The sequence below is a fragment of the Acinetobacter seifertii genome, from assembly GCF_000368065.1.
Lineage (GTDB): Bacteria > Pseudomonadota > Gammaproteobacteria > Pseudomonadales > Moraxellaceae > Acinetobacter > Acinetobacter seifertii.
In genome coordinates, this window is record NZ_KB851200.1 from 1080117 (window position 1) to 1101694 (window position 21578).

The following is a 21578-nucleotide window of genomic DNA, read 5'->3' on the forward strand; positions in this document are numbered from 1 at the left end:
TTTTATAAGGATATAAATCATGTCAAATACTCAACAACCGATATTAATTGCTGGTGGTGGCATTGGCGGGTTTGCAGCTGCACTCGCTTTGGCAAAACAAGGCTTTAAGGTACAGGTTTTTGAACAAGCGCCTGAAATTGGTGAGATCGGTGCAGGTATTCAATTAGGCCCGAATGCATTTCATGCCTTTGATGCGCTAGGAATTGGTGAAATTGCTCGCAGTAAGGCGGTCTATACCGACTATATGGTTATGCATGATGCGATTGATGAATATCAGGTTGGTAAAATTCCAACCGATGAAAAATTCCGTGAACGTTTTGGTAACCCATATGCGGTGATTCACCGTGCTGATATTCATGGTTCATTGGTGGAAGGCGCTAAACAATACGGCAACTTGGAAATTATTACTAATTGTCATATTCAAAAAGTTGAGCAAGATGATGCTGGTGTAACGATTACCGATCAAAACGGCAAACAATATCATGGTCAGGCACTTATTGGTGCTGACGGGGTTAAATCCGTTGTGCGTGATACCTATGTGGGTGACCCTGCATTGGTTACAGGTCATGTGGTTTACCGTGCTGTAGTACCTGAAAGCGAGTTTCCTGAAGACTTGAAATGGAATGCCGCGAGTATTTGGGTCGGGCCAAATTGCCACCTTGTGCATTATCCACTACGCGGCGGAAAGGAATATAACGTTGTGGTGACGTTCCATAGCCGTGAGCAAGAACAGTGGGGTGTAACCGACGGCTCTAAAGAAGAAGTGCTGTCTTATTTTCAAGGAATTTGCCCGAAAGCTCGTCAATTGATTGAGTTACCTAAAAGTTGGCGCCGTTGGGCAACCGCAGACCGTGAACCAATTGAAACATGGACTTTTGGCCGTGTGACATTACTTGGCGATGCGGCACATCCAACCACGCAATATATGGCGCAAGGTGCATGTATGGCGATGGAAGACGCTGTAACTTTAGGTGAAGCGTTACGTGTTACCAATCATGACATTTTAAAAGCTTTTGATATCTACCAAAAAGCACGTGTGGCACGTACAGCACGTATTGTTTTGTCTTCACGTGAAATGGGCAAAATTTACCATGCCAAAGGTGTACAACGCTTGGTTCGAAACGATTTGTGGCGTGGACGTCCTACTGAACGTTTTTATGATGCAATGGAATGGTTATATGGCTGGAATGTCAATAACTGCCTTGATGCAGTGAAAAATTATCAAGGAAATGTAGCATGAAACTCTATAGCTTTTTCCGTAGCGGTACATCGCATCGAACTCGTATTGTGTTGAACCTAAAGGGTTTGGCTTACGAAGCAACTTATATCTCGCTCGCTAAAAATGAACACCTTCAAGCTGCTTTTAAAGCCTTAAATCCGCAAGGGTTTGTACCAGTACTTGAAACTGAATCAGGAAACTTGTTGCAAAGTCCAGCCATTATCGAATGGCTAGAAGAACAATATCCCGAACCCGCTTTATTGCCTACAGATGCATTGGGTCGTGAAAAAGTCCGCGCCATTGCTGCATTAGTTGGATGCGATGTTCATCCATTAAACAACAAGCGTGTTCTTGAATACTTACGCCAGAACTTAGGGCTGGATGATGCACAAATCAACGCATGGTGTGCCAAGTGGATTCAGGATGGATTTGCAGCTTTAGAGCATATTTTGGAACAAGACCAGAATCGCGAAAAGTTCTGCTATGGCAATCAACCGACCATTGCAGATGCCTATTTAGTTCCACAAGTCGTTTCTGCCGAGCGTTTTAAAGTCGATTTATCGGCTTATCCAAACATTAATGAAATTTACCAACATTGCATGACCTTAGAAGCATTTCAAAAAGCAGCACCTGAACAGCAGGCCGATGCATTTTGAGTCGTGATTAACTTAATAGAAGGAATTTAGATATGTCATTTATTTTTGAACCAATGACCACTGCGGGTCTATTTATTCACGGCTCAGCGCATAAATTTCCAGTACGCCGTGTGTATTGTGTTGGCCGTAACTACGCTGCTCATGCACGTGAAATGGGTTTTGACCCAGACCGTGAACCACCTTTTTTCTTTTGTAAGCCAAATGACCTTGAGTCGATTGTTCCAGTAAATACAGATGCGGTTGATATTCCATATCCATCTGAAACTTTAAATTTTCATTATGAAATTGAGTTGGTTGTTGCAATTGGTAAAGATGCCAAAAATGTCTCGGTTGAGGATGCAGTGAACTATATCTATGGCTATGCCGTTGGTTTAGATATGACACGCCGTGACTTACAGATGGCAATGCGTGAAAAAGGTCGCCCATGGGAAATCGGTAAAGCTTTTGATTTTTCTGCACCAATTGGCCCAATTCATCCGATTACTCAAACGGGTGAAATCAATAATGCCGATATTCATTTAACTGTAAATGGTAAAACCGAACAGCACAGCGATGTCAGTCACCTGATTTGGTCTGTGGCTGAAACGATTGCGAATTTATCTACGTTATTTGAACTAAAAGCAGGTGATTTGATTTTTACAGGAACTCCAGAAGGTGTGGGTGCTGTAGTGAAAGGTGATGTTATGCGTGCAGACATTACCGGGTTGACTGGCATTACGGTGAATGTGAAATAAATCAAATTGATCTGATTTATTGAAATAGGTGCTCAACCTAAATAAAAAATACAGTTGGGCACTTTTGCTAAGGATTGCATATACGCCAATGTATTGGCGAAAGGAGCTCTCATGTCTCAAAACTCTATAGACGTACAAAGTTTCATTGATGAAATACCGCTATCGTCTTTGCAAAAATTAATCATGTGGTTGTGTTTTTTGATTGTTGCGATTGATGGTTTTGATACCGCAGCAGTTGGGTTTATTGCACCTGCTTTAAAGGCAGAATGGGGGTTGCAAGCAACCGATTTGGCGCCTTTATTTGGCGCTGGCTTATTTGGACTGATGGCTGGTGCACTTATTTTCGGACCTTTATCCGATAAATTAGGCCGTAAACCGATTTTGATTGGGTCGGTCATTATGTTTGGAATTGCCAGTGTTTTTGCCTCTTTTTCAGCAGATTTACAAACACTGATTATTTGGAGATTTCTCACTGGTTTGGGTCTAGGAGGGGCTTTACCCAATGCAATTACTTTAACCTCTGAATATGCGCCTACATCTCGTCGCTCTAATTTAGTGACCATGATGTTCTGTGGCTTTACGGTGGGTTCCGCTCTTGGTGGTATTTTTTCGGCTCAGCTACTTCCTCATATTGGCTGGCACGGTATTTTGCTCATTGGGGGAGTATTACCTTTAGCAACAGTACCTTTCTTATATTTTTTATTACCTGAATCTATTCGATTTTTAGTGCTTAAAAAGAAGGGTACCGAAAAAATTGAAAAGATTATTCATCGTATCGCACCGCATTTAAATAGCACACCGACTTTGGTTCCAACAGTCAATGAAGTCGAAAAATCAAGTTTGAAAGATTTGTTTAATAAAGGCTTTGCTTTGGGCACTTTTTTGATTTGGTTTACCTTTTTTATGAGCCTTCTCATTATTTATATGATTTCAAGTTGGATGCCTACTTTATTGACCAATGAAGGCTTTAATTTATCCAACGCGTCATGGCTGACTTCAATTTTCCAAATAGGTGGAACCATTGGTGCGATTGTCTTAGGCCTGCTAATGGATAAGATGGATGCAACTAAAATTTTAAGTACGGCTTATGTTTTTGGTGGTTTTTTCCTGATTTGTTTAGGGTTTGGAATTGAACAGGCAAATACGGCTTTATTGATGTTTGCCATGTTTGGGGTAGGTGCAGGAATTAGTGGTTCGCAAGTGGGAGCAAATGCTTTTGCATCTAGTTTTTATCCAACACATTGTCGTGCAACAGGGGTAAGTTGGGCCAATGCAGTAGGGCGCTCAGGGTCGATTGTGGGATCAATTATGGGCGGCTGGTTAATGTCATTAAATCTCTCCAGTTTTGAAATTTTAAGTATTTTAGCGATACCTGCATTTTGTGCCGCTGTTTCGTTGTTACTCATTAAACGTTTAAAGAAAAATCAGTCCCAAGTTTTAGTCGCATCGAACTGAGATAAGACGATTCCACCGGACAAATATATGTCTGCGCCAAAGGATGGCGCAGACAATAGTTAAAGGATGATTTGTTTCATGAAATATTTAAAAACACCATATTTAAAGTTTTCTACTCTTTTATTTATCTGTAGTGGTCATTCATTGTTGTGGGCAGCACATACCACTCAACAAGGCGAAGATGAATGGAAATTTACGCTAAAGAATGCCTATATTAATCGTAATTTTGATAATGATGCACTCAAAGATACGGGTAGCTGGTCTCAGGCAGCATCATTATTTTATAAGTCGAAAATGCATGACACTCCACTGCAAATTGCAGACAAACCGATTACGATTGGTGCCGATGCTTCTGTTCAATATGCCGTTCGCTTGAGTTCAGATAAACATGTTGCGGACACGGTTTTGCCTTTTAATAAAGAAACACAGTCACAAGCATCCGACTTTTTAAAATACGGCGCAACTTTAAAACTGGGCTACGACAAAACTCTATTAAGCGTAGGCGAACTCTGGCTAGATTTACCTGTAACGGCTGTCGATGCTAGCCGACAATTACTTGCTTCTTATTGGGGAACCAATCTTAAGTCGCAACTTTCAGATCAGCTTTATGCAGAAATTGGCCGAGTGGAAAAAGTGTCACCACGCAATGAAGAAGACTTTAAAAAGTTTTCTTTCACGGCAAATGGAATGACTAAAGAATCTGATGGTTTGAATTACATTGACCTGCGCTATCAATTTACGCCGTCACTCAAGGGTGAATATTACTTTGGTAATTTAGAAGATCTCTACAACAAACACTATGCAGGACTTGAGCATAACTGGAAACAACCTAACTTTGCGCTTACTTCTAAATTTAAATACTTCAATGCCAAAAATGACGGCAATACTTTTGATATCGATGCGCAAAACATTGGAGTACTAGAAACACTCAAAGTAAAAAATCATACCTTTGGCTTGGGTTACCAACAAATTATTGGTGAATCGGCATACCCATTACCGGATGGTTTCTTACCAGAGACCTATTTCATTAACTGGAATGCCACTGGCTTCTTTAAAAAAGATGAAAAGTCTTACCATGTCATGTATGGCTACGACTTTAAAGATTACGTGCCGGGCTTAAATGTGATGGTGAAATATGTTTACGGAAATGATTTTAAAGCAGCCAATGGTGAGAAAAATCATGAAACTGAGTCGAATGTGATTTTAAACTATACATTTCAACAACCGCTCTTAAAAGGTTTTGCTCTGCAATATATTCGTATTGACTACAACGTAAAAAATGGTAATGACTTTGGTGAAGACCGCTTGTTTGTAAACTATACCAAAAAGTTTTAAAGACTTTTTAAAGTTCATCATTAAAAAAGAGACCGTAAATGGTCTCTTTTTCTCTCATATTTTGAAATCTAGACTATCTATTTATTTATATCTATTGATACTAAAACCGATAAACCAGGACGTAATAATTTAACATCTTTTTGATTTTCAATAAGCTTGATGCGTAAAGGTAAACGCTGAACAATCTTGGTAAAGTTACCTGTCGCATTGGTCGCAGAGATCGGAGAGAAAAATGCGCCAGTAGATGGAGAGAAGCTGTCTACTACACCTTTTAATTCAACATTGTAAGCGTCAACATAGACAGTGACAGGCTGACCGATTTTAATTTGTTTTAGCTCAATTTCACGGAAGTTTGCTTCTACATAAACTTGGTCTAAAGGCACAACCACCATGAGTGGATTACCAGCGCTGACAAAGTTACCTACGTTAGCTGACTTTTGACCAATCATGCCATCAATAGGTGCTCGAACTTCTGTATAACTCAAATTCAACTTTGCTTTATCAAGTGCCGCTTGTGCTTGTTTTAAAACCGCTTGTTTGGCTTGAACCTGAATTTTATATTGGTTGAGCTGATACTGTGCATCGGTAACTTTTTCTTTACTGCTGTCTAAGTCAGCATATTGCTCAGTCAATGTAGTTTTTGACTGTTGTGTAATTAATCTAGACTCAGCACCAAGTGCCTGTAGTTGCTCATAACGCGCTGTATTATCTTTAGTGAGTTTAATTCCAGCTTCTACTTTTCTAAGCTGAGCCTCTGTTTCTCGAATAACAGTCGGTTGTCTTTCTACTGCTAGCTTTGCTTCATTTAAATCAGCTTCAGCTTTAGCATAATTAGATTCTGCTTCAGCTAAAGCAGCTTCATAATCTCTTGCATCAATCCGTGCCAAAAGCTGGCCTTTTTTTACGGTCTGATGATCTTTAATATAAATTTCTTCGATATTTCCAGAGACTTTAGGGGCAATTGTTGAGTACTCTACATCTACACGTGCATCGTCTGTTTCAATAGTCGAAGATGGTAAAAATATAAGTTTTAAAACCCATAAAATAGAGGCTAAAACAATAATGAACGCAATAACCATAACCCAATGCTTTTTGAGATATTGCACCTTTGTTAATTTGGCTGACTCGGTCGCAGAGTGATCTTGGGCTTCTAGAGTACTCATAAAGATTTTCCTGAGTTATGACTATTCATTAACTTAATGAGAGCAATGCGTGGTGGATAAGTTCTAACGGGTAAAATCAGCATAACGATAAATAAAATTGCAGTAAGGCCAGCTAAAATTAGATATTGATCGCTAATCACTAAAACAGATTGTTGCGCTTGAATCGCAGAATTTAGAGCAGATAAACCGCCTGAAACACGATCTGCACCATTTGCGGTAAGCACAGGCGGAGTAAGTGGATTAATGACAGGGCCTTGAATATTTTGGAAAACATGTTGTGCGGTATTTTCAATCAACCGTGTTGAATGGTATTCACCGCGGACACGATTGACCCAATCCAATATGCACACACCCAGTACACCGCTAATTGCACGCGGCGTGTTAATCATTGGTGATGCATAAATTGCCATGGTTGGATGAACACTGTTTGTACCCATCATTAAGAGTGAGAGCACGACACAAGTTTGGCCCAAACATGAGATGGCATGCCAAAAGTAAAATTGGTCTTGATTCCAAGTGGTATCGAGTTGGCTTGCACCTAGGCAACCAGCAATGACCAGAAGCAAACCAAAGCCATGTACATAACGGCTGTCGACCCAAGCTTGATTTAAAAACTTAATAACAATTGGAATATAAATAAATTGTAAGGCCGCAATTTGTAAACCAATCCACATGGTTTGAGTTGGTTTATAACCATGTACAGCGCTTAAGTAATTGAGTGGTAAAGTGCTTGTTGACATGCCAATAACCACAAAACAAAACAGGGCAATAACGGCATAGGCAAAATTTCGTATTTCGAGCATTTGCGGTTTAATTAATGGCGTTGGGTAGCGCCATTCATGTATTAAAAATAAAGGTAGGGTAATGGAACTGATTAAAGCCAAAACACTAATCAATTTAGAATGGAACCAGTCCAAGTGATTGCCATGTAAAAGCATGGTACTTAAGCTTGCTAAGCTAATAATCGCTAAAATCGCACCTGTCCAATCGTAAGTTTTTATTTTTGAATAATTTGATGGATCTTGGGGAATACCAAAATAAACTAGCGCAGCGCTTAGTGCACAAAAAGGAATGGTTTGGAAAAATATCATTTTCCAACCAATCACATCTAAATAAAACGCAGAGAGTGCAGCACTTAAGTTGGGAAAGAAAGTTGCTGTTAGCGCATAGCAGGCCAAACCCCATAAACGGATTTCTGGCCCTAGAAATCTAAGTGCACATGCCATGAGTAAAGGAATGGTTAAACCATTGGCAAGCCCTTGCAAGCCACGTAATAAATAAAATATTTCAATGTTGGGACTAAAAGGAATTAAAACGCTAGAGATGAGACAAAGACCTATGGCAAAAAGAAGGACTCTACGCATGGAAAAAATAACGGCCCAACTGGTAGAGAGAATCATGCCAATAATCATGGCACTGGCATAAATACTGCTGACCCAATAACCAGAGTCGACACTAATACCCATTGCACCGCGAATATCGACCAAAGTAATACTGGTAATTCGGTTATTAAACTCGACAGTCATTGCTGCAAAAATTGCACCTGCCAAACCGATGAGTGGTCGTATATTCATCTTTTACCTTAAATTTTAAAAATGAACTCGTTGCATAGAGAAGTTATTGAGCTCAACTGTACCGATCGGTACTGTACTATCTTATTAAAATTACGTCAATTCTCGATTTTGAACTTTTCGATGAGTTACACTAATCATGAAATTTCTAAATATATTTGTAGGTTCGTATGTCTGATTGCATTAAAGCCAATGAGAAAGATCAAAAAATTCTGGATGCAGCAACAAAGTTTTTTCTGATCCACGGTTTTAGTGGCACAACGACAGACATGATTCAAAAAGAAGCTGGTGTTTCAAAAGCCACCATGTATGGTTGTTTTAAAAATAAAGAAGCGATGTTCGCTGCGGTCATTGAACGTCAATGCACCAACATGCAAAAGCAAATTATTTTAGTTGAAACGCAAGCTAAAAATTTACGTTCAGCTTTAACAGAGATGGGTAAAACTTATCTCTGCTTTATATTGTCACATTCAGGTTTGGCTTTTTTTAGGGTTTGTATTGCTGAAGCAGTCAGGTTCCCAGAATTATCTGAAAAATTCTTTGAACTTGGACCACAAAAACTGGCAAATATTATTGCGGGTTATCTTGAAAAATCGGTCAAACAAGGAGAAATTGAGTTAAGTTCTTCCTCTGAAGCTGCGGCAAATATCTTTTTATCGCTTTTACGAAGTGATGCTCATTTAAAATGTCTGACCCATCCTGATTATTTAATATCTGAGAGTGAAATTAGTATTTGGGTTGAATATGTAGTCAATTTATTTTTAAAGAATATGAATTATCAAGAAAATAAAAGTTCTACATAAAAGTGATAAAACGAAGGCCGCGAGAAGCGGCCTTTTTAATTCTGTATGAAAAAGATTTATGGTTAATGATGTCCCTGTGAAACACCACCATTACCATCTGGAAGGCTAATGCGAATGTTTTGCATCATGCCTTGATCTTCATGGTCTAGAATATGGCAGTGCAATACAAAGTCACCAATGTAGCGTTCGTACTTGGTTCTGACAACGACTTTATAACTGGCTCCTTTTACATTTTTAACCCAAATGGTGTCTTTCCATGTACCTTTGAGACCGCGGTATTGTGGGTCGGGTGGAGCGGATTTGTCGTAGTCATCAACGGCGTTGATATCACTGACATCTTTTCCACTAGGATCTTTAATCTCAACGATCTGAAATGGATTTACATGAATGTGGAATGGATGACTGGCTAATTTAGAGGTGAGTATCCATTCATCGGTTTTGCCCAACTCGAGCGTACGGTCAATTCGGTCTGGTTTATATGGTTTTCCATCGACCTGAAATTGAGTTGGATTAGCCTTAGTATCAATATTAAATTCTAAAAATTGTTTATTTGGTGTTGCCGGTAAATCCTGATGAGGAACAAAATGACTGAGCTTTAAATTTTGTTGTAAATCTTGAAGCACAGCAAGACGCATATCTGGTGCAATATTGCGTGTTGCATTATTACTTAATGCTGTTGTTAAAGACTGAGGTGCTGAAGTGGATTTATTGACTTGAATAATCCCCAGTAAGCGTCTCTCAGAAGATATACGGTCCACGTTAGCAGAAGCTGAAGCAGCTTCATCAATCAGACAATAGCGGCCTTCTTGCGGAAATTGTATTAAGGCATCGAAACGGTAACCCGGTTGAAAAACAGTGACTGTTTTATCCATGACTTGTTTGAAAGTTAAGCCATCGGCTGCAATAAGGTGTTGACTTACAATCGGGCCTGTACAGCTTTCTCTTAATAATTGCTTTTCACCCGTTGGTGTTAAATCGAGTTCAGAAGGGATGTTTTGCATTTGACGAACGCTCAGGTTAATACTGTCGCGCACACCAGCATGAACCATTCGCCAACGTTCGACTTGTCCTGCTACAGCTTGAGTAATGAAAGGTTGAACTTCACCATTAATGCTTGTATATCGTCCTGATTTTCCCCAACCGCCGACACCAAAGCCCTGATAATCCCTAATTTCACCAATTTGATTATTTGGGCAAATATAATTACCTTTTGAGTCAGTTTGGATTTTGCCGTTAGCATCATAGCAAGCATATTGAATTTGCTGAAAAACGAGCGTTCGTTCTTTAAAACCATAGGTGAGTAAATCTAAATCACCTGTTTTATTTGGTGTGGGCTGTCGATATCCACGAATAATTAGCGCACCCGCCATACCACTTGCGACTTGAATCGCGGTTGAACCATGTCGATGTGGATGATACCAAAATGTTCCGGCTGGATGATCTGGCGGTATATTGTATTCATACTGGAAGTTAACACCCGGATTAATCGAAACTAAAACGTTATCACTATTTCCTGCAGGGTTAATCCATAACCCATGTGTATGCATATTGGTACCATCAAAACAATGTGGTTTATTCACATCAAAATGATCGCCAGTACAACTAGGGTCTTTAGGAAGTTTTCTGTGAGTTATTGGATCTATATCAAGCTGATTATCTAAAGTTGCTCGTACAGTTTCACCAGGAAACACCTCAATGGTTGGAGCAATATAAGGTGTATTGGGCTGTGTATTTGTGCCTTGATAGCTGCGTAACATGACTTTGTCATAACTGTTTGTTGCTGGGTTCCAGAGTCTATTTATTGTTTTTTTAACCTCCCAAGTAAACAGTGCTTCATTTGAAGACTGCATTTGCGGAACGGTTGTTGTGGCAGTAGTAGGGCTCGGTACCGCAAGTAAAGCTTGATGATTACGTGCAACAGACATTTCAGGAGGGTCTTCTAATATACGGTCAGAAGACTCCTCTGCTAAGGCATACCCACTCACTAACGTTAGAGGGGTACATAATATTAAATGAGCTATTTTCATAATAAATATAGGCCTGAAAAATCAGGCCTCTCCCTTAATTATTATTTTGAAGTTTCTAAGCGAACTTGAGATATGCTCAGTCCTTGAGAACTTACCTTTTGCTTCACTGGGTTAAGGGTTAAATCGGTAGCAACAAACTGAACCTCTAAGTCTTCAGCAGGTACGCCTAATTGATTAACTTGATCGCTGACTTGATAGACCAATTCACCCATAGCACCATTGCTCGCATGCCCGCCGTGGCTATGATCTAACACACCGAAATAGTTAATTGTGGCAACATAAATTTTTTGGTCAGGTTTATTTTTAGTAGATAAATAAATCTTATAAGTTAGATTTGGATTACCCACCATTTGTACATTATCTAAGATTAAATAAGTTTGTCCTGATGAAAGTGTAGTTTGGGAAAGTTGACTAGCACTTTTTAAGAACGTTGTGGTTTGAGGCGCTAAAGCTACTTTTTGACTTACACCCATCAGTTGAATGGTTTTATTACTGCTGACTGGTTTATGCGCCTTTTTGAATAGATTTACTTTTCCTGCTTGACTACTCATAACTGGTGCTTGAACTTTACATGCATTTTCATTGGTATAACGCACCGGAATTTTACCAGGGGTAAATACATCAGCAATGGTCATGGTGACTTTATTGCCGTTTTCGTCTGCAAAGGTGTATCGAGTGTTATACCAGCTATCTGGCATACCTAAGTTTTTCTTTGCCCACTCAAGTGTAATGGGTTGTCCATTGGCTTTTTTATTTAGCCAACATTGCCACAAGCGGTCGATATTGGCATGGTGCATATAAAATACAGGGTCTAAACCTGCAATTGGTACAAATCCCATATCTGGCAGCACACAGTTTTTACCTACCGCGCAGTGCATTACACCATGAGGCTGAGACTGTAACTGGTTGGAAAATGATGTGAAGTCATTCCATTTAAATGCTTGGGCAGCGCTGGCATCGTCTGGATCTATAGCGCTGATATTCTCATTTAAACCTGGTGTACGGAACTGGTCATATAAACTACCTGCTTGTTTACCTCGAACCAATTGAGGCAGGGCTAGTCCTTTTCCATTAGCCGCTTTTTCTTGGTAATAGTCCCAATAAGGAAGAGAGTAATCTTGCCCAACATATTTGCGCACTGTTCGCTCGTAAAAATAAAGCATCATACGGTGCCAAGGTAAGAAGTTTAGATTGCCATGTTGGCATGTACCCCAAACTTCATCGGTAAAGCCATCTTTTGGAACTGTAGAATTTTGAATATGTTTATAGTAACTATCACACAAGGCTTGACTATTATCTTGTAAGCAACCTGCCATACGGTTTTTAAGATATGTAGTTTTATCAGTGCCATGTGTACCCGTACCAAAATAGCCGTGAGTATTTGCCCAATAATTAAAACTTGTACGAAACTCCGGAGATAATGGATTTGCATTATTATTTGCTCGCATTTTTTCCAGACCTTTTTGCAGTGCGCTTACTTTAGCTGGGTCTTTTGCAAACTCCGTGGCACTCATTCGTAATGAGTCGGCATGTGTTGCTAAGCTCATGCCACATAAAAGAGTGCCTAATATATAATAATTTCTTTTCATGGTTTAAAATCCTTGTCGTGTTTAATATTCTTATAGTTCGTAAGTTATTTGTAGTATGAGAAATTTCCAAATAATTGGATAATTCTTGTACATTAATCTAGCACATGAAATAGTCATTATTAAAGATTTATCTTTAATATTAACTTTAGATTAATTTACTTTTTAAAGTTGTAATTTTTTAGAAAAACTTAATTTTATTATTTTAACTAAGATTTTGTTTATTATTAATTATTTATTTAATTGATAAAATTAAAAATGAGAAAATAACTATATTTTTTGAGTATTGTGTTTCGTTTTTTTAATTTTTATGTTTTTAGATCTCATTATTTTTAAATATTTTACTCAATTAGATTTTAAAATAACTGGTATTAGTTAACTCATTATTAGAGAAGTATGAAAGCCCATAAATATTTTTTCTGACTTGAAACAAGTATGACAACCGATTGATGGGTAAATTTATTTTTTAATTCTGGCATTTTTATTGCTTAATTATTTGTATCTTTAATTAAACATTTAATTTGCACCCCATATAAATGATGATTCAAACCGTTTTGCTCTCTTATGGTGTTTTTTTCACATGAAAATTGCACCAAATAAGTACATCTTTTTATTTTGCACCATATTTGTGCATGGAGAGGTGTAATGAGGTTTTGGGCTTCAATACTCACTTTACTCATTCTATGTGGATGTTCTTCATCTGAACAAAGTAGAAAAACTAAAGAAAACTTAGCAGTTCATTCGATATGCGTTTTTGATAGTACAAATACAAAAGTGTGTGTAGCCAAGCCAGCGCAAAGAATTGTTTCTCTATTTGAGTCAGGTTTAGATGGCTTATATATGCTAGGGCAAGGCCATAAAGTGATTGGCATACCAGCTGAAGTATACATTCAACCTTTATTATTTAACGCCTATTCAAAAATAGATCAACGCATTGCCAATAAACAGCTTGCAACGCCTTCACAAGGTGCCAATGCAACCAATATTGAAAGTCTCGTATTGTTGAAACCCGATTTAGTAATTTTGGGGAGCGGGCAGACCCAAACGATCGCATTATTACGACAGTTTGGTATCGCTGTATATGTAATGGAGTCTGGCACTTACCAGCAAGTGAAAGAAGAGCTATCTGAAATTGCTGTTCTGAGCGGTGCTCAAAAGCGAGCTCAAGAAATTTTGAGTTTTTCTGATGAAATTATGGCAGAAGTCACAGCCAAAACAGCACGTCAGCCAAATAAGCAATCGATTTACTATGCGTGGTCAGGTGGGCGAATTTTTTCCACTTCAGGACGTCAGTCTATTACCAATGATTTTATTGAGCTGGCAGGTGCTTACAACATTGTTCAGACCAATGCTAACCAACCTAATGTAAATCCCGAGACTCTCATTGAATGGAATCCTGACAATATTGTGCTTTGGAATACCAACCCAAAATTGATTTATGAACGCAAAGAATTACAAGGCTTAAGTGCCGTACAAAACCGTAAGGTATTTAATTTGAGCCCTGCATTTATTTATAACCCCCATACCATCAAAATCATTATTACGGCGATTTATTTGAACCACAGCATTTACCCTGAACAGTCCGATTTACCAGTAAGTGCTTTACAACAGCGTATTTTAACCAAGTTGTATGGTGAGCACCTTGCCAAAGCGTTGGTGCAATGAATATGCAAAAACTGAAATATTATTGGTTTTACCCGTTACCTTTCATCATGATTTTTATCTCTTTGCTCATCGGGCCAACTCAAACCTTGAGTGCATGGGACTATTTGCGGTGGGGTGTTCAAGCAGTCTTTGGTACGCCATATTTTGATGCTGAACAATTTAGGCTGATGCAAAACATACTAGTCAATGTCAGATTACCCAGAATTTTACTGACATTTATGGTGGGAGCTGCGTTAGCAACAGCGGGTAACGGTTTACAGGCATTGTTTCGTAACCCTTTGGTTGACTCGTATGTACTCGGTATTTCTTCTGGTGCCGCGTTTGGTGCAGCTTTGGCACTTTCTTTAAATTGGCTTTCGTCAAATCTATCCGCCTTTATTTTTGGCGTATGTGCTGTTGCTTTAACGTATTTATTTGCACATCAAAAACATGAAAGCCAGACGTCTTTAGTGATGGTAATTTTATCCGGCATGATTGTGTCGGGGCTGTTTTTGGCAGGACTTACAGTTATTCAATATCTAAGTGATCCATTTAAATTACAAGCCATTGTGCAATGGACGATGGGCAACTTACATCAGGCATCTTGGCAAAAGGTTCAATACGCCGTACTTCCTATTTGGGTGGTGTTTCAAAAAGTATGCTGAAACAAAGCAGGTTGAATTTTGATAAAATAGAGAAATGCGAATAACTCTAGAAATCAAATGTCCAACCTGCCTCAGTGACAGTATAAAGAAAAATGGCATCAAAGTAGATGGGAAACAAAACTATCAGTGCAAAGACTGTAAACGTCAGTTTATTGGTGACCATGCTCTGAGCTATCTAGGATGTAATTCAGGCATTACTCGAAAAATATTACAGTTGATGGTCAGAGGTAGTGGTATACGAGATATCGCTGAAGTTGAGCGAATCAGTATCGGTAAAGTTTTACGTACTTTAACCGAATCGACCTACCAAATTCAGCCTAAACAAAGTCATTATGAGTCTCTTGAAGTTGATGAGTTTTGGACTTTTGTGGGAAATAAAAATAATAAACAATGGCTTATTTACGCCTACCATCGAGAAACAGGTGAGATTGTTGCTTATGTTTGGGGTAAAAGAGACTTAGCTACAGTTCAACGATTGAAAACAAAGCTTAAACAATTAGGTATTCACTACACCCGAATTGCAAGTGATCATTGGGACAGTTTCATAACTGCTTTTAAAAACTGCAAGCAAAGTATTGGTAAATTTTTTACTGTAGGTATTGAAGGTAATAATTGCAAAATAAGGCATCGAATTAGGCGTGGTTTTAGAAGGAGTTGTAATTTTTCAAAAAAGATTGAAAACCATTTTAAAGCTTTCGACTTAACCTTTTTTTACATCAATAATGGCTTCATTTAATGTCAGCATACTTTTTGAAACACCACCCCTATTTGTATTGGCCTTCTCGGATTATTTGCAATGCGTTGGCGCTTAAACTTAATGGCACTCGGTGCTGAAGAAGCGCAGGCGGTGGGTGTTAATCCACGTTGGGAACAGCTTCTTTTAATTGTACTAGTGACTGTATGTACATCAACTTCTGTAGCTGCTGCTGGCATTATTAGTTTATATGGACTCTTTATGCCGCATATTGTGAGAATATTGGTGGGGCCAGATCACCGCTACAGCATTCCTGCCAATATGGTGTTGGGCGGTAGTTTCCTACTCATGATTGATAACTTTTCACGGGTTTTACTAACCTTTGAAATACCAATTGGTATTTTTACCATGCTACTTGGTGCGCCATTTTTCTTATTATTAATGAAAACACAGAGGACTCATTGGGCATGATTCAAATTGATCAGTTAAATTATGCCTATGGGCACAAACAGGTTCTTAGAAATATTCATCTGGAGTTTCCTGAAAATCAGTTTTCCGTCATTTTAGGGCGCAATGGCTGTGGAAAATCGACACTTTTTAAATTGATGGCTGGCTTAGAACCTGTAAAAGATGGGTTGATCCGTTACTCTAGAAAACCATTATCAGACTTTAAAGGTAAAGATCGGGCTGCGTTACTTGGCTTTTTACCACAGTTTCATAAAACCGTATTTCCATTTTTAGTTAAAGATGTAGTTATTACGGGACGTTCCGCTTTTAGCAGATATAGACCTTCAAAATCAGACTGGGAGCGTGTAGATCAAGCTTTGCTTGATTTAGATATTGAGCATTTACGTGACCGTCCTTATACAGAACTATCAGGTGGTGAAAGGCAATTGGTTATGATTGCCCGAATTTTAGTGCAAGCACCCAAAGTGATTTTGCTTGATGAGCCAACCAATCATCTCGATGTTTATTACCAGTCTTATTTAATGAAAAAATTGCGTCAGTTGTCGCGGCAAAATTTTACAGTGATTGCAATTATGCATGATCCTAATTTGGCTTTTTTATTTGCAGATCATTTGTTTTTTATGCGCCAACACGAAGTAGTTAAGCCTGAGTCAAAAACACGAATCACCGATCCGAAGTTTTTAAAAAGTGTCTATGATGTTGAGTTCCATGAAGCCATGATTCAAGACAAAACCATTGTTATCCCTGACCATTCTTGGCTATAAATATGACTTTTCACTATCATCTAGCAGACAAATCAGACTATGCATCTGCTGTAGAGTTTGCACTTTATACAAGACATTTATTATTCCCAGAAATCTATCATGGGCAAGTTCCCAAAGATTTAAAAAATTTTGGGCAATATTATGTTAATGATCCATTAGGTTGCTTTATTACCGTAAAAGATAAAAACCGTATTATTGGCACTATTGCATATCGGGCGTATGACCATCGTTTTGATTTAAATTTGCCATCTAATACAGTGGAAGTGGTTAAGTTGTTTGTATTGCCTGAATACCGCCGTAATGGTATCGCAACTCAGCTATGTGACATGTTGTTTAGCCATGCAAAAAACAATGAAATTACGACTTTGTATTTGCACACTCATCCATTTTTGCCAGCGGCTGAAAAGTTTTGGCGTCTACAAGGCTTTGATGTCATTAACCGTGAGTGGATCGAGACCTATGACACCATTCACATGAGTAAATCTTTATAGCGCTTTATTATGCGTATGAAATCTTTTTTGAAAATGGGTAGGTGGATAACCCATAATTTTACTGAACATTGCAGTAAATGCTGCCGAGTGCTCATAGCCCAAACTAAAGGCAATTTCAGTAATCGAGATATCTGCTTTTAATGCATTTAAAGCATAGATGATGCAGACTCGATTACGCCAAGCCTGAAATGACATGCCCGTTTCTGACTTAAACCAGCGGTGAAATGTTCGCTCACTTTTATTATGGACATGTGCCCAATCTTTAGGGCTGCTATGAATATCGGGATGCTCCATAAACTCAGCACACTGATTAGATAGTAATGTGTTGTGAGGCAATGGAATAAACAGATGCAGGGCTGGTGCAGCTTCTAATTCATATAACAATAAATCGATAACAGCGCCGTCACGGCCTGAACGTTGGTAGTCAACAGGCAGTTGATTTGCTTGAATCAGCAACTGATGCATTAGCGGTGAAACTTGCACGACCTCGCAATAGTTTGCCTGTCTTGGGGCATTACTTACTTCTATATACAAACTATAAGTACTGACTTTAGATAGCCATACCTGATGTGGTTTGCCTGCGGGTATCCATACGCCACTGTACGGTAACACGAGCCATTGTCCATCTTCAGTTTCAACTTTCATAAGCCCTTCGGGTGCATATAAGAACTGAGCACGGCGATGGCTATGCGTATCTAACAAAGTATCAGCAGGATAGTCCGATCCTAACGCTAAAACCACTTGTGGTAGATGGTCTACATCGTTAATTGGAATATTACGCATATATTTTTGTCTGAAATAAATAAAAAGATGGCTTTTCTACGTTAGTTTGCCATAGAGCTATTTTATATCATGCCTCTATAAATGTGAGGAAGATAACGATGCTATATGAGCTATTTTTATTTGGACTACTTTCAGGAGTTACCACTTGGTTATTTGGCTTTGGCGGCGGTTTTGTTGCTGTTCCTTTGCTTTATACAGTCATTATTCAAAATTACAGTAGCGAAAGTATGGTTGGGGTACATGCGATGCAAATCGCCGTAGCTACATCAGCTTTTGTCATGCTCTGCTCGGCAAGTTTTGCAACTTTTCGGCACTATCGTTCGGGACACATAGATTGGCTAAAGATCAATTTTTTATGGGGTGGTATCGCATTTGGTGGAGTTGTTGGTGCGGTAATGGCTTCACTATTTAATGGAAACTGGCTTCACTGGATATTTATGGGTTATGTATTCATAACCATTATTGATTGTTATTACCGACCAGGCTTTATGGTGGCATCAAGACAAACGCAAAACTATGGTCAAAACAGTGAACTCATTAAAGGCGGAATAATTGGTTGGGTTGCAGCACTTTTAGGTGTGGGTGGCAGTGTAATGACAGTTCCTTTGTTGCGGCGGCGGGGTAGTTCTATGGCAGAGGCTGCGGCTATTGCAAATATTCTCACGCTGCCTTTGTCTTTAACTGCAACGCTAACCTATTGTGTGTTGTCACTTTGGCAATCTACATGGGCACCTAGTGGATTTATCGGTCTAATCTGGTTTGAAGCTGCTTTATTCTTAGTTGCTGGAACATGGATCGGGCTATATTTTTCAGAAAAATTTATCTCAAAACTACCTGATTTATGGCGGGCAAGATTGTATCCGCTACTTTTAATAATAGTTGTAGTAGTCATGATTTTTGTAAATTAACTTTTTATTTCAATTAATTGAAGAATAATTTCTCTTAAAAATTGAATCTCTAAATGCTCTAAAACCGTAAATTTTATGCCTTAAATGGCTTTGAAAAAAGTTTGAAAAATAGACTTGAAATATATAGTGGCTTTGTGCCACTATATATTCATCGAAGGTCATCAGACAAAAAGAGGATGATATGGCTATCCAGCTTTTAGATGCGGCAAGAAATGAAATTCCAGTGAAATTCACGCAGTTTTCTGGTGGAGAGCGTCATGTTCAGATTGATGAGACAATCTTAGGTTCACTATCTGGCAACGTATTGGTCCGCGCGCAAATGACCTCAAGTCACGATGTGATGGACTATTTACTACTTGAAAATATATTGCTGAATCAGGGGTTAACAGTTGACTTAGAAATTCCGTATTTTCCATACGCTCGTCAGGACCGTATTTGTGCAGTAGGCCAAGCGTTCTCACTCGATGTGATGACCAAGCTACTTAACATCAACGCAGACAAAAAAGCGGGTAAACAAGGCAAGGTGACTGTTTGGGATTGCCATAGTGAAGTTACTACAGCCTTACTCGCTGCCAATACTTCTTTTAGTGAAGTTGTAAATGTGAGTTCAGTCGACATCATTGCTAAGAGTGAAGCACTAAGCACACTGTTAAAAGATGAAAAAACAGTGCTGGTTTGCCCAGACAAAGGCGCAAAAGCACGCACAAAAATGGTTGCAGATGCTTTTAATCTGGAGCGCAAACAACCCATCACTATTATTCAGTGTGATAAAAAGCGTGATCCAGTGACTAGCAAAATTTTAGGTACACATGTACATGCGACTGATTTATCGGGTTTAACAGCTGTTATTACCGATGACATTTGCGACGGCGGCGCAACCTTTATTGGTATTGCCAAAGAACTGCGTCGCCTCAATTGCCATAAGGTCGTTCTATACGTGACCCACGGTATTTTCAGTAAAGGAACAGAGGTTTTTGATGGATTGCTTGACCAACTATTTACCTCGGACAGCTTTCCACAACAAGCAACAGACAAAATTTCAGTAATTGCTTTTGCAGCAAAATAAAGAGAACAAAGATGACTATTAAACTTAATCCATTAAACGCTATCGATTTTTATAAAGCTGATCACAGACGTCAGTATCCAGCAGGTACAGAGTATGTATACGCCAACTTTACGCCGCGTTCATCTCGACTCGCAAAAATGCTACCTGACTTTGACGATAAAGTTGTGTTCTTTGGTCTTCAGGGTTTTATCAAACACTTTTTAATAGATACATGGAATGAAGGCTTTTTCAAACAGCCTAAAGAAAAAATTGTGGCTGCATATAAACGCCGTATGGATAGTTCATTAGGTGAAGGTGCTGTACCGGTTGATCACATTGAAGCGTTACACGACTTGGGATATTTACCATTACGCATTAAAGCCTTGCCAGAAGGCAGCCGCGTCAATATGCGTGTACCTGTGCTCACCGTGATTAACACTGACCCACGTTTCTTTTGGTTAACTAACTATATTGAAACTGTATTAAGTGCTGAGCTTTGGAAAAGCTGTACTACGGCCACAATTGCCTATGAGTACAAACGCTTATTAACTCAATATGCTTTAAAAACTGGCGCACCACTCGATTTTGTACCTGTGCAAGGACACGATTTTAGTAGCCGTGGTATGAGTGGAATTTATGATGCTGCACAATCAGGTGTGGGGCACTTAACTAGTTTTATTGGAACAGACTCGGTTGCTTCAATTGACTACGCAGAAGAATATTACAATGCCACAGGTGTGATTGGGATATCTGTACCAGCGACCGAACACAGTGTGATGTGTATGGGCACAGAAAACAGTGAGCTAGAAACATTTAAGCGTTTAATCTGTGAGCTTTATCCGTCTGGTGTTGTCAGTATTGTGTCTGATACATGGGATTTTTGGCGAGTGATTACCGAGTTTACTGTGGTTTTAAAATCTGAAATTTTGGCAAGACAACCCAATGCTTTAGGCTTGGCTAAATTGGTTTTCCGACCAGACTCTGGTGACCCTGTCAAAATTATTTGTGGTGACCCAGACGCCGAAGTCGGTAGCCCAGCCTACAAAGGCGCAGTTGAATGTTTATGGGAAGTGTTTAGTGGTACAACCACAGACCAAGGCTATAAAGTACTGAATGAACGTGTCGGTTTAATTTATGGCGACTCGATTACTTTAGAACGTGCACAGCGTATTTTAGAAGGATTAGAAGTCAAAGGCTTTGCTTCAAACAACTTGGTGTTTGGTATAGGCAGCTTTACCTATAACTATTTAACTCGCGATACCTTTGGATTTGCTGTGAAAGCGACTTGGGGGCAAGTAAATGGTGTAGGACGCGAGCTGTTTAAAGACCCAATTACTGACTCAGGTGTGAAAAAATCTGCGAAAGGTCTTTTACGCATCGAAGAAAGTGAAAATGGTTTTACCTTGTTTGATCAGCAAACAGCCGAACAAGAACAAGGCGGAGCACTTAAAACAGTCTTTGAAAATGGTAAACTTCAATATGAGTGTACTTTGGATCAAATTCGCGAGCGTTTATCCATCGCATAATTGAGTTTAGATGAGCCGTTGCATGTGTATCGGCTCATCAT

Annotated in this window: 18 protein-coding genes and 2 pseudogenes; 15 read left to right on the top strand and 5 right to left on the bottom strand. The window is 39.0% G+C overall.

Annotated features, from left to right (window positions below):
- Nucleotides 1-19 precede the first annotated feature (19 nt).
- The 5 genes from F985_RS12545 to F985_RS12565 all read left to right on the top strand — a co-directional run bounded on the left by F985_RS12545 (nt 20) and on the right by F985_RS12565 (nt 5399).
- The gene (locus F985_RS12545; protein ID WP_004701465.1) at nt 20-1240 is read left to right on the top strand and encodes a 3-hydroxybenzoate 6-monooxygenase; all 1221 of its coding nucleotides are present in this window, start codon (nt 20-22) and stop codon (nt 1238-1240) included.
- Complete coding sequence (gene maiA, locus F985_RS12550; RefSeq protein WP_004701467.1) at nt 1237-1875, top strand: maleylacetoacetate isomerase; 639 nt, start codon at nt 1237-1239, stop codon at nt 1873-1875. The genes F985_RS12545 and maiA overlap by 4 nt, the downstream gene beginning before the upstream one ends.
- Nucleotides 1876-1907: 32 nt before the next feature.
- Entirely contained in the window at nt 1908-2609 is a 702-nt protein-coding gene (locus F985_RS12555) for a fumarylacetoacetate hydrolase family protein (RefSeq protein ID WP_004701469.1), read from the top strand.
- 111 nt (nt 2610-2720) lie between these two features.
- Nucleotides 2721-4064 carry an MFS transporter gene (locus tag F985_RS12560; RefSeq protein WP_004701471.1) on the top strand — a complete coding sequence of 448 codons (1344 nt, stop codon included), beginning with the start codon at nt 2721-2723 and terminating at the stop codon, nt 4062-4064.
- Nucleotides 4065-4142: 78 nt separating this feature from the next.
- Entirely contained in the window at nt 4143-5399 is a 1257-nt protein-coding gene (locus F985_RS12565; RefSeq protein ID WP_004701472.1) for an OprD family outer membrane porin, read from the top strand.
- A gap of 77 nt (nt 5400-5476) precedes the next feature.
- Here the strand turns inward: F985_RS12565 and F985_RS12570 are convergent, their stop codons facing one another.
- Both F985_RS12570 and F985_RS12575 read right to left on the bottom strand, forming a co-directional pair.
- The gene (locus tag F985_RS12570) at nt 5477-6562 is read right to left on the bottom strand and encodes an HlyD family secretion protein (RefSeq protein WP_004701475.1); all 1086 of its coding nucleotides are present in this window, start codon (nt 6560-6562) and stop codon (nt 5477-5479) included.
- Nucleotides 6559-8136: an MFS transporter gene (locus tag F985_RS12575; protein ID WP_004701478.1), complete on the bottom strand. Its 1578-nt coding sequence runs from the start codon at nt 8134-8136 to the stop codon at nt 6559-6561. Before F985_RS12575 ends, F985_RS12570 begins: the two co-directional genes overlap by 4 nt.
- 167 nt (nt 8137-8303) lie before the next feature.
- On the opposite strand from F985_RS12575, the gene F985_RS12580 reads away from it, so the two are divergent.
- On the top strand, nt 8304-8936 hold the full coding sequence (locus F985_RS12580) for a TetR/AcrR family transcriptional regulator (protein ID WP_004701479.1): 633 nt from the start codon (nt 8304-8306) through the stop codon (nt 8934-8936).
- A 62-nt stretch (nt 8937-8998) separates the two neighbouring features.
- Here F985_RS12580 and F985_RS12585 read toward each other — a convergent pair whose 3' ends face one another.
- Entirely contained in the window at nt 8999-10963 is a 1965-nt protein-coding gene (locus tag F985_RS12585; RefSeq protein ID WP_004701481.1) for a multicopper oxidase family protein, read from the bottom strand.
- 41 nt (nt 10964-11004) lie between these two features.
- Nucleotides 11005-12552 (bottom strand): tyrosinase family protein, encoded by a 1548-nt coding sequence (locus tag F985_RS12590; protein WP_004701484.1) that lies wholly within the window; start codon nt 12550-12552, stop codon nt 11005-11007.
- A 642-nt stretch (nt 12553-13194) separates the two neighbouring features.
- Between F985_RS12590 and F985_RS12595 the strand changes: the two genes are divergently transcribed.
- The 6 genes and pseudogenes from F985_RS12595 to F985_RS12620 all read left to right on the top strand — a co-directional run bounded on the left by F985_RS12595 (nt 13195) and on the right by F985_RS12620 (nt 17275).
- Nucleotides 13195-14214, top strand: coding sequence for an ABC transporter substrate-binding protein (locus F985_RS12595; protein WP_004701486.1), 1020 nt, complete (start codon nt 13195-13197; stop codon nt 14212-14214).
- Between the two features lie 2 nt (nt 14215-14216).
- Nucleotides 14217-14837, top strand: a pseudogene (locus F985_RS12600) (FecCD family ABC transporter permease); the annotation flags it as partial.
- 55 nt (nt 14838-14892) lie between these two features.
- Nucleotides 14893-15594, top strand: a complete 702-nt coding sequence (locus F985_RS12605) for an IS1-like element ISPa14 family transposase (protein ID WP_001223318.1) — start codon at nt 14893-14895, stop codon at nt 15592-15594.
- A 27-nt stretch (nt 15595-15621) separates the two neighbouring features.
- Nucleotides 15622-16023 (top strand): annotated as a pseudogene (locus F985_RS12610) (FecCD family ABC transporter permease); the annotation flags it as partial.
- A complete protein-coding gene (locus F985_RS12615) occupies nt 16020-16784 on the top strand; it encodes an ABC transporter ATP-binding protein (RefSeq protein WP_004701493.1) in 765 nt (254 codons plus the stop codon). The pseudogene F985_RS12610 and the gene F985_RS12615, both read left to right, overlap by 4 nt.
- 2 nt (nt 16785-16786) lie before the next feature.
- The gene (locus F985_RS12620) at nt 16787-17275 is read left to right on the top strand and encodes a GNAT family N-acetyltransferase (protein WP_004701494.1); all 489 of its coding nucleotides are present in this window, start codon (nt 16787-16789) and stop codon (nt 17273-17275) included.
- On the opposite strand, the gene F985_RS12625 is transcribed toward F985_RS12620, so the two are convergent.
- Nucleotides 17270-18058, bottom strand: coding sequence for an AraC family transcriptional regulator (locus tag F985_RS12625; RefSeq protein WP_004701495.1), 789 nt, complete (start codon nt 18056-18058; stop codon nt 17270-17272). The two genes, F985_RS12620 and F985_RS12625, sit on opposite strands and share 6 nt — an antisense overlap.
- Nucleotides 18059-18156: 98 nt before the next feature.
- Here F985_RS12625 and F985_RS12630 point away from each other — a divergent pair, with 98 nt between their 5' ends.
- From F985_RS12630 to F985_RS12640, 3 genes are all read left to right on the top strand, one after another.
- Nucleotides 18157-18966 (top strand): sulfite exporter TauE/SafE family protein, encoded by an 810-nt coding sequence (locus tag F985_RS12630; RefSeq protein ID WP_004701496.1) that lies wholly within the window; start codon nt 18157-18159, stop codon nt 18964-18966.
- 181 nt (nt 18967-19147) lie between these two features.
- The gene (locus tag F985_RS12635) at nt 19148-20032 is read left to right on the top strand and encodes a phosphoribosyltransferase family protein (protein WP_004701498.1); all 885 of its coding nucleotides are present in this window, start codon (nt 19148-19150) and stop codon (nt 20030-20032) included.
- A gap of 11 nt (nt 20033-20043) precedes the next feature.
- The gene (locus F985_RS12640; RefSeq protein ID WP_004701500.1) at nt 20044-21537 is read left to right on the top strand and encodes a nicotinate phosphoribosyltransferase; all 1494 of its coding nucleotides are present in this window, start codon (nt 20044-20046) and stop codon (nt 21535-21537) included.
- Nucleotides 21538-21578: the final 41 nt, after the last annotated feature.

What these genes read in the sequence shown, in the direction of transcription:
- F985_RS12545 (WP_004701465.1), top strand. Translation starts at nt 20, where the DNA reads ATGTCAAATACTCAACAACCGATATTAATTGCTGGTGGTGGCATTGGC.
- maiA (WP_004701467.1), top strand. Translation starts at nt 1,237, where the DNA reads ATGAAACTCTATAGCTTTTTCCGTAGCGGTACATCGCATCGAACTCGT.
- F985_RS12555 (WP_004701469.1), top strand. Translation starts at nt 1,908, where the DNA reads ATGTCATTTATTTTTGAACCAATGACCACTGCGGGTCTATTTATTCAC.
- F985_RS12560 (WP_004701471.1), top strand. Translation starts at nt 2,721, where the DNA reads ATGTCTCAAAACTCTATAGACGTACAAAGTTTCATTGATGAAATACCG.
- F985_RS12565 (WP_004701472.1), top strand. Translation starts at nt 4,143, where the DNA reads ATGAAATATTTAAAAACACCATATTTAAAGTTTTCTACTCTTTTATTT.
- F985_RS12570 (WP_004701475.1), bottom strand. Translation starts at nt 6,562, where the DNA reads ATGAGTACTCTAGAAGCCCAAGATCACTCTGCGACCGAGTCAGCCAAA.
- F985_RS12575 (WP_004701478.1), bottom strand. Translation starts at nt 8,136, where the DNA reads ATGAATATACGACCACTCATCGGTTTGGCAGGTGCAATTTTTGCAGCA.
- F985_RS12580 (WP_004701479.1), top strand. Translation starts at nt 8,304, where the DNA reads ATGTCTGATTGCATTAAAGCCAATGAGAAAGATCAAAAAATTCTGGAT.
- F985_RS12585 (WP_004701481.1), bottom strand. Translation starts at nt 10,963, where the DNA reads ATGAAAATAGCTCATTTAATATTATGTACCCCTCTAACGTTAGTGAGT.
- F985_RS12590 (WP_004701484.1), bottom strand. Translation starts at nt 12,552, where the DNA reads ATGAAAAGAAATTATTATATATTAGGCACTCTTTTATGTGGCATGAGC.
- F985_RS12595 (WP_004701486.1), top strand. Translation starts at nt 13,195, where the DNA reads ATGAGGTTTTGGGCTTCAATACTCACTTTACTCATTCTATGTGGATGT.
- F985_RS12605 (WP_001223318.1), top strand. Translation starts at nt 14,893, where the DNA reads ATGCGAATAACTCTAGAAATCAAATGTCCAACCTGCCTCAGTGACAGT.
- F985_RS12615 (WP_004701493.1), top strand. Translation starts at nt 16,020, where the DNA reads ATGATTCAAATTGATCAGTTAAATTATGCCTATGGGCACAAACAGGTT.
- F985_RS12620 (WP_004701494.1), top strand. Translation starts at nt 16,787, where the DNA reads ATGACTTTTCACTATCATCTAGCAGACAAATCAGACTATGCATCTGCT.
- F985_RS12625 (WP_004701495.1), bottom strand. Translation starts at nt 18,058, where the DNA reads ATGCGTAATATTCCAATTAACGATGTAGACCATCTACCACAAGTGGTT.
- F985_RS12630 (WP_004701496.1), top strand. Translation starts at nt 18,157, where the DNA reads ATGCTATATGAGCTATTTTTATTTGGACTACTTTCAGGAGTTACCACT.
- F985_RS12635 (WP_004701498.1), top strand. Translation starts at nt 19,148, where the DNA reads ATGGCTATCCAGCTTTTAGATGCGGCAAGAAATGAAATTCCAGTGAAA.
- F985_RS12640 (WP_004701500.1), top strand. Translation starts at nt 20,044, where the DNA reads ATGACTATTAAACTTAATCCATTAAACGCTATCGATTTTTATAAAGCT.